A 13,292-nucleotide genomic window follows, 5' to 3' on the forward strand; every position below is an offset into this window, starting at 1 on the left:
GGTCCGAGGAGGGAGCCACCGATGATTCTGCTCCGTCGCCTGCTGGGTGACGTGCTGCGTCGGCAGCGCCAGCGCCAGGGCCGTACTCTGCGCGAAGTCTCCTCGTCCGCCCGAGTCTCACTCGGCTATCTCTCCGAGGTGGAGCGGGGGCAGAAGGAGGCTTCCTCCGAACTGCTCTCCGCCATCTGCGACGCGCTGGACGTACGGATGTCGGAACTCATGCGGGAAGTGAGCGACGAGCTCGCCCTCGCCGAGCTCGCCCAGTCCGCCGCGGTCACCGACGCCGTCCCGGCGCCGGTCCGTCCGATGCTGGGTTCCGTCTCGGTGACCGGTGTGCCACCGGAACGGGTGACCATCAAGGCACCGGCCGAGGCGGTCGACGTGGTCGCCGCGTGAGCGTCACGCGCGCGGCCTGACAGCCCCGAACGCGTGAAGCCCCGGCAGGGCTTCCCAGGGAGATCCTGGTGAGGCCCGGCCGGGGCTTTCGCATGTCCGCGTCCCTTCGCGGGCGGGGCTTTGCGGGTGTGCGCCCGCGTTCCTCCGATCGGCGGGGCTTGTGCCGGGCTCCGGCGTGGCGGCTTGCGTCCCCGGCTCCACCGTTTGCCGGGGTCCACGGGTCCGGTCATGGTGGAGGCAGGCCGATGCCGGCTGCCCGAGACCCCCGGAGGAACGGCGATGTACGTGGTGAAGAGCCCGCTGCCCGAGGACGCGCTGAAGACCGTCTCCGACGCCCTGCAGGGCGCGCTCGTCGATCTGGTGGACCTCTCGCTGGTCGCCAAGCAGATCCACTGGAACGTCGTCGGCCCGCGCTTCCGCTCCATACACCTCCAGTTGGACGACGTGGTCGCCTCCGCGCGCGCCCACTCCGACACGGTGGCCGAACGCGCCTCCGCGCTCGGTGTCTCGCCGGACGGACGGGCGGCTTCCGTGGCATCCGGCAGCGGGATCGACTCCCCGCCCGCAGGCTGGATCAAGGACACCGACGCGGTCGGCGCGATGGTCGATGCCCTCGGTGCGGTCATCACTCGTATGCGTGAACGTGTGCAGGCGACCGGTGACGCCGACCCGGTGACCGAGGACCTGCTCATCGGGATCACGGGCGACCTGGAGAAGCACCACTGGATGTGGCAGGCGGAGAACTCCTAGGCGCCGGCGTATGCAGGGCACTTGCAGGGACCGGGAGTCCGTCCCCCGGTCCTGCTCCGGTGAGCCCTCGGTGCGCCTTCCTCGCGGGACAGACGGCGGTCTAGCGTCCGGCTGGAGGTGGCGGGCCATGGTGGGGCGTGTGATGCGCTGGGGGACTGCTCTCGGGCTGGGCGCGGTGTGGTGGTGGGCCGCGCTGCGGCTGGCACTGGGAGAGGGCGCGGGTGTCCTGGAGGGCTCCGTGGTGCTCGGCGGGTGGGGGCTGGGGGTGCTGCCGGTGCACTGCGTGGCCAGGGAGCGGGCGGCGGGTGCCGTGGGGGCGGGGCGGTGGCGGGAGGCTTGGCGGGGGAGTGGGAGTGTGAACGGGGACGGGGTGGCGGCGGGGGTTCCCGAGGCGGGTGGTCTTGGGGCGGGTGTCGCCGGGGTGGCTGCTTCCGGAGCGGCTGCTTCCGGGCCGCCCGTTTCGGTGGCGTCCGTGGCGGGGCCGGCTCTTGTGGTGCCTGCCGACTCGGCGCCGTCTGGTGCGGGGTCGCCCGGTGCGGGGGTGCCTGTCTCGGGGTCGTCGTCCGGTGCGGGGGCGCCTGGGGAGGGTGGTCCCGGGTCGGGGAACGGGCAGCCGGGGTGAGTGCTGCGGGTCAGGACCTGCGGGACCGGCGCTCGCGCCAGCGCTGGGGCGAGCCGGGCGCCGGGGCGGGACCCGGCTGGCAGGTGGGGCACCAGTAGGTGGGGCGCTCCTGGGAGCCGTCGCCCTGGTCGGCCACCCGGACGGAGGTGCCGCAGCGCAGACAGGGGCGGGGCGCGCGGCCGTACACGAAGAGGTCGTAGTGGTGCACCCCCGTCGTCTGGCGGACGGGGCGGTCGCGGTTGATCTCCAGGAGCCGCTGTGCCACCGCGGGCAACTGGGCGGCCCGGTCCGGGGGCAGTGCGCCGACCGGCAGCCAGGGGGTCACGCCGAGCAGGAAGCACAGCTCGCTCTTGTAGATGTTGCCGATACCGGCCAGGTTGCGCTGGTCGAGCAGGGCCTCGCCGAGGGGGCGGTCGGGGTCCCCCTGGAGATTGGCGAGGGCGAGTTCCGGGTTCCAGTCGGGGCCGAGCAGGTCGGGACCGAGGTGGCCCACCGCGCGCTCCTCGTCGGTGGTGCGCAGGAACTCCAGCACCTGGAGGCGGTAGCCGACGGCCGTGCGGTCGTCGGCGCCCAGGACGGCGCGGATCTGATGTCCGGGACCGCCGCGCCAGCGCTCGCCGGGGGCGTACACCTTCCACGCGCCCTCCATGCGCAGATGCGTGTGCAGGGTCAGTCCGCCCTCGAAGCGGGTGAGCAGGTGCTTGCCGCGCGCGACGGTGCCAAGGACCGTACGACCGGTGAGGTCCAGCGTCGCGTACCTCGGCACCCGGAAGTCGCTACGGGTCAGCACCCGGCCCGCGAGCGCGGTGTGCAGCCGTTTCGCGGCCTGCCAGACCGTGTCACCTTCGGGCATGGCTCCAGCGTGCCACGGCGGGGCGTGGTGCGGCTCGGGTCACCCGGGTGCGGTCGGGGTCTCGGCGGTGCGCGGGTGCTGGGGTGCTCATCGGGGCTCAGGTTCTCAGCCGCAGACCGCGTGGGGTCGCGATGAAGCCCGCGTTCTCCAGCAGGGTGCCTATGGGGGAGGTCAGTGCCGCTGTGCCGTTGATCCGCTCCACCGTGACGGTGCCCAGGGAGCCCGCGCGGGCCGCCGCTGCCAGCGCCTCGGCCGCCGCGCGCAGGCGCGGGTCCTCGGTTTCGGCGCCGTCCGGGGTGGACGGCCAGGCCAGCAGGGTCTTGCCGCCGCGCTCCATGTACAGCGTCAGCTCGCCGTCCACCAGGACGACCAGCGCGCCCGCCTTGCGGCCAGGCTTGTGCCCGGCACCGGTCGGCGAGTCGGGCCAGGGGAGCGCGGCGCCGTAGGCGTTGGCGGGGTCGGCGGCGGCCAGGACCACCGCGCGGGAGTCGGGGGCGGGGGTCCGGCCCCGGCGGCTCCCGTAGGAGCGGTTCGCGTACGTGGGGTTCGCGGCGGGACCGAAGGGGGCGACAGGGGCGGCGCCGAAGGGGGACGCGGGGGCGCCGCCGCGAGGGCCGCCGTATCCGGCGTCCGCGAAGGGGTCGGTGGGGGCGTACGTGTCCGGTGCGGTGCCGTCGCCCGGCGGGGGCCAGGCGAAGTCGCCGTCCGGGGCGGGCGCGCCCGGCTGGTCGAGGGCGCCCGGGAACGGCGGGGTGCCGTCGGGCGGTGCGAAGCCGTCCGAGGCGGCGGGCAGCGCCTCGCCGCGGTCGCGCGCGTTGGACACCGCGCGCAGCCGGTCGACCGCGCCGTCCATCGCGAACTGGGCGGCGCCCAGACCCTCGACCACGTAACCGCGCCGCGCCTGACCGCTCTCCTCGAAGGCGGACAGCACCCGGTACACCGCCGAGAAGCCGCCCTCGACGCCCTCCGCCGCGACCGCGCCCCGGGTCACCACGCCGTGCCGGTCGAGCAGGGCACGGGCGCGTGCGTGGGCGCGCACGGTGGCGTCCTGCTCGGGCGCGGGCAGCAGGGACCAGCGGCCCGCGACGGTCGGCGGGCCCGTACGGGAGGCGGCGCGCGCGGCGGCGGTCAGGGAGCCGTACCGCCCGCGCGGGATGGTGCGCTTGGCGCGGTGGGCCGTCGAACCGGCCGTACGGCCCGAGCCGAGCAGCGCACGCATGGGCGCCAGCGTGTCGTTGGTGAGGCGCCCCGCCCAGGCCAGGTCCCAGAGGGCGTCGGCCAGGTGGGCGTCGCTCGCCTCGGGGTGCGTGGTGGCGCGGACCTGGTCGGCGATCTGGCGGAAGAACAGGCCGTAGCCGGCCGAGAGGGCGCCGAGCACCGACTGGTGGAGCGGGGTCAGCTCCAGCGGGGGCGGCGGGGGCAGCAGCAGCGGGGCCGTGTCGGCGAGGTAGAGGGAGACCCAGCCGTCCTTGCCGGGCAGGGCGCCCGCGCCGGACCAGACGACCTCTCCGGCGGCGGTGAGTTCGTCGAGCATCGCGGGGCTGTAGTCCGCGACACGGGACGGCAGGACCAGCTTCTCCAGGGCGGACGCGGGCACGGGCGCGCCCTGCAACTGCTCGACGGCGCGCACCAGTCCGTCGATACCGCGCAGGGTGTGACCCTTGCCGATGTGCTGCCATTGGGGCAGGAACTGGGCGAGCGCGGGCGGCGGAACCGGCTCCAGCTCGTGCCGCAGCGCGGCCAGCGAACGGCGGCGCAACCGGCGCAGCACCGTCGCGTCGCACCACTCCTGGCCGATGCCCGCCGGGTGGAACTCGCCCTGCACCACACGGCTGCTCGCGGCGAGCCGCTGGAGGGCGCCCTCGGTGACCGCCACGCCCAGACCGAAGCGGGCGGCGGCGCTGGTGGAGGTGAACGGGCCGTGGGTGCGCGCGTACCGCGCGAGGAGGTCGCCGAGGGGGTCCTTGACCGGCTCGGTGAACGCTTCGGGCACGCCGACCGGCAGGGCGGTGCCGAGCGCGTCGCGCAGCCGTCCCGCGTCCTCGACGGCGGCCCAGTGCTCGCGCCCCGCGATACGGACCTGGATGGCGCGGCGGGTGGCGGCCAGCTCCGGCGCCCACTGCGGCTCGGCACCGCGCTCGGCCAGCTCCTCGTCGGTCAGCGGGCCGAGGAGGCGCAGGAGGTCCGCGACGCCCTCGACGTCCTTGACGCGGCGGTCCTCGGTGAGCCACTGGAGTTCGCGCTCCAGCTCGGCGAGCACGTCCGCGTCGAGCAGTTCGCGCAGCTCCGCCTGCCCGAGCAGCTCGGACAGCAGCCGGGAGTCCAGGGACAGCGCGGCGGCCCTGCGCTCGGCGAGCGGGGAGTCGCCCTCGTACAGGAACTGGGCGACGTAACCGAACAGCAGGGAGCGGGCGAACGGGGACGGCTCGGGGGTGGTGACCTCGACCATGCGGACCTTGCGGGACTCCAGGTCGCCCATCAGCTCGATGAGTCCCGGCACGTCGAACACGTCCTGGAGGCATTCGCGGATCGCCTCCAGGACGATCGGGAACGAACCGAACTCGCTCGCCACCTCAAGGAGTTGGGCCGCGCGCTGACGCTGCTGCCACAGCGGGGTGCGCTTGCCGGGGTTGCGGCGCGGCAGCAGCAGTGCCCGCGCGGCGCACTCGCGGAACCGGGAGGCGAACAGCGCGGAGCTGCCCACCTGTTCGGTGACGATCCGGTCGACCTCGGCCTTGTCGAAGGCCACGTCCGCGGCGCCGACCGGCGCCTGCTCGCTGTCGAACTCCGTTCCCGCGCGCACGGGTTCGTGGTCGAGCAGGTCGAGACCCATCAGATCGGCGTCGGGCAGCCGCAGCACGATGCCGTCGTCGGCGTGCATGACCTGCGCGTCCATGCCGTACCGCTCGGACAGGCGGGCGCCCAGCGCGAGCGCCCAGGGAGCGTGCACCTGGGCGCCGAAGGGGGAGTGGATGACGACGCGCCAGTCACCGAGTTCGTCGCGGAAGCGCTCGACCACGATCGTGCGGTCGTCCGGGACATGGCCGCAGGCTTCGCGCTGTTCGTCCAGGTAGGACAGCACGTTGTCCGCCGCCCAGGCGTCCAGGCCCGCCGTCAGCAGGCGCAGCCGGGCGTCCTCCTTGGACAGCGAGCCGACCTCGCGCAGGAACGCGCCCACCGCGCGGCCGAGTTCGAGCGGGCGGCCGAGCTGGTCGCCCTTCCAGAACGGCAGCCTGCCCGGCACCCCGGGCGCGGGGGAGACCAGGACCCTGTCGCGGGTGATGTCCTCGATCCGCCAGGAACTCGTGCCCAGGGTGAACACGTCGCCCACGCGGGACTCGTAGACCATCTCCTCGTCCAGCTCACCGACCCGGCCGCCGCCCTTCTTGGGGTCGGACCCGGCGAGGAACACCCCGAACAGACCCCGGTCGGGGATCGTGCCGCCGGAGGTGACCGCGAGCCGCTGGGCGCCCGGACGCCCGCTGATCGTCCCGGCCACGCGGTCCCACACCACGCGCGGGCGCAGCTCCGCGAACGCGTCGGACGGGTAGCGTCCCGCGAGCATGTCCAGGGTGGCCGTGAACGCCGACTCGGGGAGCGAGGCGAAGGGCGCCGCGCGGCGCACCACGGCGAGCAGGTCGTCGTACTGCCAGGTGTCCAGTGACGTCATGGCGACGAGCTGCTGGGCGAGCACGTCCAGCGGGTTGGACGGCACCTTCAGGGACTCGATGCGCCCCGAGCGCATCCGCTCGGTGACCACCGCGGCCTGCACCAGGTCGCCCCGGTACTTCGGGAAGACCACACCGGTGGAGACCGCGCCGACCTGGTGGCCCGCGCGTCCCACGCGCTGGAGCCCGGAGGCGACCGAGGGCGCGGACTCCACCTGGACGACGAGATCGACCGCGCCCATGTCGATGCCCAGCTCCAGGCTGGAGGTGGCGACCACGGCGGGCAGGCGGCCCGCCTTCAGGTCCTCCTCGACCAGGGCGCGCTGTTCCTTGGAGACCGAGCCGTGGTGCGCGCGGGCGATGACCGGCGGCGCGCCCTGGGCGGCGCCCGAACCGCCCATCAACTGGGCCGGGGCGTGGTGTTCGTCGAGTTTCTCGCCGGTGGCGCGCTCGTAGGCGATCTCGTTGAGCCGGTTGCACAGCCGCTCCGCCAGGCGGCGTGAGTTGGCGAACACGATGGTCGAGCGGTGGGACTGCACCAGGTCCGCGATCCGCTCCTCGACGTGGGGCCAGATCGACGGCTTCTCCGCGCCCTCGCCGCCGTCGGCCGCGGGGGAGCCGCCCAGCTCGCCCATGTCCTCGACCGGGACGACGACCGACAGGTCGAACTCCTTGCCGGACTCCGGCTGGACGATCTCCACCTTGCGGCCGGGCGACAGGAACCGCGCCACCTCGTCCACCGGGCGGACGGTCGCGGACAGACCGATGCGGCGGGCGGGCTTGGGTAGCAGCTCGTCCAGCCGCTCCAGGGACAGCGCGAGATGCGCGCCGCGCTTGGTGCCCGCGACCGCGTGCACCTCGTCCAGGATCACCGTCTCGATGCCCGTCAGCGCGTCGCGCGCGGCGGACGTCAGCATCAGGAACAGCGACTCGGGCGTGGTGATCAGGATGTCCGGCGGGCGCGTGGTCAGCGCGCGCCGCTCGGCGGGCGGGGTGTCGCCGGAACGGATGCCCACCTTGACCTCGGGCTCGGGCAGGCCGAGACGGACGGACTCCTGGCGGATGCCGGTCAGCGGGCTGCGCAGATTGCGCTCCACGTCGACCGCGAGAGCCTTCAGCGGTGACACGTACAGCACCCGGCAGCGCTTCTTCGGGTCGGCCGGGGGCGGTGTGGAGGTCAGCCGGTCCAGCGCGGCGAGGAACGCGGCCAGCGTCTTGCCGGAGCCGGTCGGCGCGACCACCAGCGCGTCCGAGTCCTCCTGGATCGCCCGCCAGGCGCCCTCCTGGGCCTCGGTGGGCGCGGAGAACGCCCCCGTGAACCAGCCGCGGGTCGCGGGGGAGAAGCCGTCGAGGGCCGAAGGGGCGGAACTGACCATGCATCCATCCTGCACCCCGCCACTGACAATCCGCCTGACCTGCGCAAACGGTACGGAAGCGGGCCGCGCGGACCGGCCGGTCGTGGCGGACAATGGGCGCATGTCTTCAGGGGAGCGGGCGCGGTCGTCGACCGAGCGGGCACGGCACTGGCGGTACGACGAACTGCCCGGTGTGGACCTGCTGCGCGCCCGCTACATCCGCAAGAGCTTCGTCCGGCACACCCACGAGCACTTCGTGATCGCCGCCATCGCCGACGGCGTCGAGGTCTTCCAGCACGGGGGCAGCGACGTCTCCGCGGGCGCCGGTGCCCTCGCGCTGGTCAACCCGGACACCCCGCACACCGGCCGGGCAGGCGTCCCCGAGGGCTGGCGGTACGGCGCCATTTACCCCTCGCCCGAGGTGGTGGCGCGCATCGCCGCCGAGACGACCACGCTCCGGGGCACGCCGGGCTTCGTCACCCCGGTGCTCGACGACCCGTACGCCGCCCGCCTGGTCCACCAGGTGCTGCGCGCCGTCGACGAGGGCAACGCGCTGGCCGCCGACACCCTGCTGAGCGTGGCCGTGACCCGGCTGCTGCGGCTCAACGGGGGCGCGCTGCCCGAGCGGCGCCCCCGCAGCGCCGGAGCCTCGCTCGCCGCACGCGCGCGTGCCGTGCTCCAGGAACGGATGGCCGCGCCGCCCACGCTGGAGCGGCTCGCCGCCGACCTCGGCACCAGCCCGTTCGCCCTGCTGCGCGCCTTCCGCGCCGCCTACGGGATGCCGCCGCACACCTGGCTGACCGACGCCCGGGTACGCCGTGCGCGGCTTCTCCTGGACGCGGGCAGCGCGCCCGCGGAGGTGGCCGTCGCCGTCGGCTTCACCGACCAGCCGCATCTGAACCGGCACTTCACCCGGATCGTGGGAGTGCCGCCGGGGGCGTACCGGCGCGAGCGTCACTAGAGGCGCGGAACGGCACCGGAGGTCGAGGACGGGTCCGGGGCGGGCGCAAGAACGTACAAGACCCGCGCGCGCGAGCGGCCGTAGCGTCCGGGGCGTGGCACAGCAACAGACAGCACTCGCGAACAGGGCCGCCCAAGGCGCGGCACGGCCGGACAGCGCCGTCGTACGGGACGCCCTCGGGGTGGGCGTCGCCGTCGGGCTCTCCGGATTCGCCTTCGGCGTCACCTCGGCCGGCAGCGGGCTCGGGCTGCTCCAGACCTGCGCGCTCAGCCTCCTGGTGTTCACCGGCGCCTCGCAGTTCGCCCTTGTCGGGGCGCTCGCGGCCGGAGGCAGCCCGTTCACGGCCGCCGCCGGGGCGTTCTTCCTGGGCGTGCGCAACGCGTTCTACGGACTGCGCCTCTCCCAGGTGCTGGCCCTCCCGCGCGCGCTCAGGCCGCTCGCCGCGCAGTGGGTGATCGACGAGACCACCGCCGTCACCCTGGCGCAGCGCGACCGGCGCGGCGCGCGGCTCGGCTTCACCGTCACCGGGCTCAGCCTGTACGTGCTGTGGAACCTGACCACGCTGCTCGGCGCGCTGGGCGCCCGCGCCATCGGGGACACCGACGCCTGGGGTCTGGACGCCGCCGGACCCGCCGTGTTCCTGGCCCTGCTCGCGCCCATGCTGCGCACCACCACCGAGCGCGCGGTCGCGGGCCTCGCGGTCCTGCTCGGACTCGGTCTGCTGCCCGTACTGCCCGCCGGGGTGCCGGTCCTGGTGGCGGCGCTCGCGGCACCGCTGGCCCTGCTCGCGGAGCGCCGCGTCACCGGCCGGGGCGGCGAGGGCATACCCGACCCGGCCGCACTGCCGGACGACTCCGAGGAGAACCGTTGAACACCTGGATCGCGATCGGCGCGACCGCCCTCGGCTGCTACGCCGTCAAGCTCGCCGGACTCCTCGTCCCCGCCGGAGCCATGGAACGCCCCCTGGTACGGCGCCTCGCCGCCCTGCTCCCGGTCGCCCTCCTGGCCGCGCTCACGGCCCAGCAGACCTTCGCCGACGGCCACACGCTGGTCCTGGACGCCCGCGCGGCCGGTGTCGCGGCGGCTGCCGTCGCCCTGGTGCTGCGCGCGCCGTTCCTGGTGGTGGTCGCGGCGGCCGTGGCGGTGACGGCGGGGGTGCGGATGCTCGGTGGGTGACGGGAGCCGTCGTCAGCCCACGTAGCGGCCGTACGCCCGCAGGGTGCGCAGCGCGTCGATCGTCACGGCCGGGCGCGCCTCCAGGGCCGGTGCGGGCGCCCACTCACGCCAGCGGACCGGCCAGCCGCCGTCCTCCTGCTGCTCGGCGGCGAGGAAGTCCAGGGAGCGGTTCATCTCCTCGTCGGTGAACCACGCGCGCGCGAGCGACTCCGGGGTGCGGGCGAAGTCGTGCGGGAAGTGGTGCTCGTCCGGGGCGTAGCCGGTGGCGACCGGGTACGCGTCGAGGCGGTCCGGCTCCAGCGCCGCGAGCCGCTGTTCGCGCACCATGCGCCCGAGCCGGTCGGCTGCCGCCTGCGCGCGCGGGCGGTCGGGCGCGGAGTCCAGGAAGGCCACGGCCGCCTCCACCTCGTACGGGTGGGACTTCTCCAGCGACTCCACCGCCTCCCAGCAGAAGTCGGTGGCCCGGAACAGCCACGCGTGCCACACCTCGTTGCGGTGCAGCAGCCCCACCACGGGACCGGTCGCGAGCAGCTCGCTCGGCGGATCGTCCACGACAGGCACGAACGGCGCCGCCGGATAGCCGCGCTGGGAGGGGTCCACGGCGGGCAGCGCGCCGTCCATGGTGGACACCGACGTCAGATAGCGGCACAGCCGCTCCACCCGCTGACCGCCGCAGCGGCCGACCGCGTCCAGCACGCGCAGCGCGCGGGCGGTGTGCAGCGGCTGGCTCACCGGACCGCGCAGATCGGGTTCGAGGGCGTGGCCGTACCCGCCGTCGTCGTTGCGATAGGCGTCCAGCGCCGCCTCCACCGGGTCGGCGGCGCCGTTCAGGAAGTGGAACGCGAAGAGCCGCTGCTCCAGTACGCGCGCGGTGAGCCAGACGAACTGCTCGGCACGGAAGAGCGGGGAGTGCGCCGGGGGCACGAGGGGGCGTGGGGTGGTTCCCGAGTCGGACATGGGTCAGACCGTAGGGCGCGACGCGCTCCTTGTGGACGGTCCCGGACAGGGGCACCCCCGAGGGCGGGATACTGGAGTCATGCGGTTGACGGTCTTCTGGCAGCGGATGGCGGAACACTTCGGCACGGGATACGCCGAGATGTTCGCGCGCGACCATGTCATGTCCGAACTGGGCGGACGTACGGTGAACGAGGCGCTGGACGCGGGCTGGGCCGCCAAGGACGTGTGGCGGGTGGTGTGCTCGGTCATGGACGTGCCAGGCGAGAAGCGCTGATATACGCGCACCTGCGATGACCTGCCGCATCGGCCGGAAGACACCCGCGAAATACGCGGATCGCCCGGCCGCGGGGGCCGCCCGAGGGCGTATGTGTCCACGGTCATAGGCCGAGCCCGCCCCGAGCGGCACCGGCTGTCGGCGGCGTGGGCGAGACTTGGCGCGTGGCACCTACTGACGACCTCGACGACCGGCCCACGGCATCCCCGTCCGGGCCCGCGGCGCCTCCGGCCGAACCGGTGGCACCCGCCGTTGCGCCGGCCGACGGCACCACCCTGCGCAACGCCAGGATGCCGCGCTGGCTGCCGCGCGCCATGGTGCTCGCGCTCGCGCTGATCGCCACCTTCCAGTTCGGAAGCTGGGCCTTCCACCAGTTGACCGGGCTGCTGATCAACATCCTGATCGCGTTCTTCCTGTCCCTCGCGATCGAACCGGCCGTCAGCCGGATGTCCGCGCGCGGGATGCGCCGGGGACTCGCCACCTTCCTGGTCTTCCTCGGTCTCGCGGTCGTCACGGCGGGTTTCGTCACCCTGCTCGGCTCGATGCTGGCCGGACAGATCATCAAGATGATCGAGGGTTTCCCGGAGTACCTGGACTCGTTGATCAACTGGATCAACCAGACCTTCCACACGCAGCTCAAGAGGGTGGACGTGCAGGAGGGACTGCTGCACTCCGACTGGCTGCGCAAGTACGCGCAGAACAGCGCGGCCGGTGTCCTCGACGTGTCCGCCCAGGTGCTCGGCGGGCTCTTCCAGCTCCTCACGGTCGGACTGTTCTCGTTCTACTTCGCCGCCGACGGACCCCGGCTGCGGCGCGGACTGTGCTCGGTGCTGCCGCCCGCGCGCCAGGCCGAGGTGCTGCGCGCGTGGGAGATCGCCGTCGACAAGACCGGCGGCTACATCTATTCGCGCGGCCTCATGGCGCTCATCTCCGGCGTCGCCCACTACGTCCTGCTCCAGGCACTCGGCGTGCCGTACGCGCCCGTGCTCGGCGTCTGGGTGGGCCTGGTCTCGCAGTTCATACCGACCATCGGCACCTACCTCGCGGGCGCGCTGCCGATGCTGATCGCGTTCACCGTGGCGCCCTGGTACGCGGTGTGGGTGCTGGTCTTCGTCGTGGTCTACCAGCAGTTCGAGAACTACATGCTCCAGCCCAAGCTGACCTCCAAGACCGTCGACATCCACCCGGCGGTGGCCTTCGGCTCGGTCATCGCGGGCACCGCCCTGCTCGGCGCGGTCGGCGCCCTGATCGCCATCCCGGCGGTCGCCACGCTCCAGGCGTTCCTCGGCGCCTACGTGAAGCGCTACAAGGTCACGGACGACCCGCGCGTCCAGGGACACCGTCTGCGCGCGAACCGGCCCGGGATGCTTCCCCGCCTGCTGTGGGCGCGCGAGCGGCCGACGGAGGAGAAGGCGCCGTCCTGACCAGGCGGGCCGTGGCGGGCCGTCTCAGTACGCCAGCACGGCCCACACCACGGCTCCCGCGACCGCCACGACGTAGCACCCGGTGGCCGCCGCCACGATCCGCCACCGGGTCCGCGCGCTCGCGGTGGTGCGGGACAGCAGCCACGCCAGCACCGGCAGGACCATTACGGCGTGCAGGCTCACCCCGTGCAGCGGCTTCAGCGGCGCCGTCGAGTGATAGGCGACCTCCTGGTGACCGGTGCGGGTGAGGACGACCCCGCGCGCGATCATGACGGCGCCCGAGGCCAGCGCCACCAGCAGGATCGCGAACCCGGAGCGCACCGCGAGCGCCATCCCCGCAGGTCCGCCGGGACGCCGCCGGAAGGACGCGACGGCGAAGACGCCGAGCACCACCACCAGGACGCCGCCCCCGACCGCGAGCATCATGGACACGCCCGTGTCGAACGGCGTCTCCATGTTCAGATGCGAGGGCACCCGCCGCCACGCCTGGAGCGTGATCCCGCCGACCTCCACCACACAGTCGGCGGCGAACACGCCGAGCAGCACCACGCGCGTGCGCGCGCCGAGCCGCACGTACGACGTGACCCAGGCGACGGCCATGAGCGTCACCCCGAAGGACAGCCCGAACGTGACCGGCTTGCGCCAGGAGACCGGTCCGTCCCACGGTCCGCCGTCGACCGCGAACACCACCAGATGAACGAGACCGGAGAGCACGAGCAGCAGCCCGGTCACATGGCAGAGGCGTTCTACGGCGCGTACGGCGGGGCGTGGATTGTTCATGCGCCTAGGCTTCCGGCGGCGCCCGACGCGGTCGTCGTACGACCGGAGGCACCTGTCGTACGACGCCGGGAGCAGG

11 protein-coding genes are annotated in these 13,292 nt (G+C 73.9%); 7 read left to right on the plus strand and 4 right to left on the minus strand.

Translation table 11 applies throughout. The features are described 5' to 3' along the window. Positions 1 to 21 precede the first annotated feature (21 nt). Together IF655_RS10215 and IF655_RS10220 are read left to right on the plus strand one after the other, a co-directional pair. The gene (locus tag IF655_RS10215; RefSeq protein WP_018547420.1) at positions 22 to 396 is read left to right on the plus strand and encodes a helix-turn-helix domain-containing protein; all 375 of its coding nucleotides are present in this window, start codon (positions 22 to 24) and stop codon (positions 394 to 396) included. A 279-nt stretch (positions 397 to 675) separates the two neighbouring features. Continuing rightward, entirely contained in the window at positions 676 to 1,146 is a 471-nt protein-coding gene (locus tag IF655_RS10220) for a Dps family protein (RefSeq protein ID WP_199583818.1), read from the plus strand. A gap of 632 nt (positions 1,147 to 1,778) precedes the next feature. On the opposite strand, the gene IF655_RS10225 is transcribed toward IF655_RS10220, so the two are convergent. Both IF655_RS10225 and IF655_RS10230 read right to left on the minus strand, forming a co-directional pair. Beyond that, entirely contained in the window at positions 1,779 to 2,621 is an 843-nt protein-coding gene (locus tag IF655_RS10225) for an Fpg/Nei family DNA glycosylase (protein WP_199583819.1), read from the minus strand. A 97-nt stretch (positions 2,622 to 2,718) separates the two neighbouring features. Then, on the minus strand, positions 2,719 to 7,665 hold the full coding sequence (locus IF655_RS10230; protein ID WP_199583820.1) for an ATP-dependent helicase: 4,947 nt from the start codon (positions 7,663 to 7,665) through the stop codon (positions 2,719 to 2,721). A 100-nt stretch (positions 7,666 to 7,765) separates the two neighbouring features. Between IF655_RS10230 and IF655_RS10235 the strand changes: the two genes are divergently transcribed. The 3 genes from IF655_RS10235 to IF655_RS10245 all read left to right on the plus strand — a co-directional run bounded on the left by IF655_RS10235 (position 7,766) and on the right by IF655_RS10245 (position 9,781). Beyond that, a complete protein-coding gene (locus IF655_RS10235; protein ID WP_199583821.1) occupies positions 7,766 to 8,605 on the plus strand; it encodes an AraC family transcriptional regulator in 840 nt (279 codons plus the stop codon). A gap of 94 nt (positions 8,606 to 8,699) precedes the next feature. Next, a complete protein-coding gene (locus tag IF655_RS10240) occupies positions 8,700 to 9,476 on the plus strand; it encodes an AzlC family ABC transporter permease (protein ID WP_307814897.1) in 777 nt (258 codons plus the stop codon). Continuing rightward, a complete protein-coding gene (locus tag IF655_RS10245; protein ID WP_199583822.1) occupies positions 9,473 to 9,781 on the plus strand; it encodes an AzlD domain-containing protein in 309 nt (102 codons plus the stop codon). The genes IF655_RS10240 and IF655_RS10245 overlap by 4 nt, the downstream gene beginning before the upstream one ends. A 12-nt stretch (positions 9,782 to 9,793) precedes the next feature. On the opposite strand, the gene IF655_RS10250 is transcribed toward IF655_RS10245, so the two are convergent. Next, complete coding sequence (locus IF655_RS10250; protein ID WP_199583823.1) at positions 9,794 to 10,738, minus strand: hypothetical protein; 945 nt, start codon at positions 10,736 to 10,738, stop codon at positions 9,794 to 9,796. 79 nt (positions 10,739 to 10,817) lie between these two features. On the opposite strand from IF655_RS10250, the gene IF655_RS10255 reads away from it, so the two are divergent. Both IF655_RS10255 and IF655_RS10260 read left to right on the plus strand, forming a co-directional pair. Then, the gene (locus IF655_RS10255; protein ID WP_199583824.1) at positions 10,818 to 11,012 is read left to right on the plus strand and encodes a DUF3046 domain-containing protein; all 195 of its coding nucleotides are present in this window, start codon (positions 10,818 to 10,820) and stop codon (positions 11,010 to 11,012) included. A 164-nt stretch (positions 11,013 to 11,176) separates the two neighbouring features. Continuing rightward, positions 11,177 to 12,436 carry an AI-2E family transporter gene (locus IF655_RS10260; RefSeq protein WP_374100230.1) on the plus strand — a complete coding sequence of 420 codons (1,260 nt, stop codon included), beginning with the start codon at positions 11,177 to 11,179 and terminating at the stop codon, positions 12,434 to 12,436. 24 nt (positions 12,437 to 12,460) lie between these two features. On the opposite strand, the gene IF655_RS10265 is transcribed toward IF655_RS10260, so the two are convergent. Then, positions 12,461 to 13,216, minus strand: a complete 756-nt coding sequence (locus IF655_RS10265) for a hypothetical protein (protein ID WP_199583825.1) — start codon at positions 13,214 to 13,216, stop codon at positions 12,461 to 12,463. Positions 13,217 to 13,292: the final 76 nt, after the last annotated feature.

It is taken from the genome of Streptomyces sp. DSM 110735 (assembly GCF_016482685.1).
Lineage (GTDB): Bacteria > Actinomycetota > Actinomycetes > Streptomycetales > Streptomycetaceae > Streptomyces.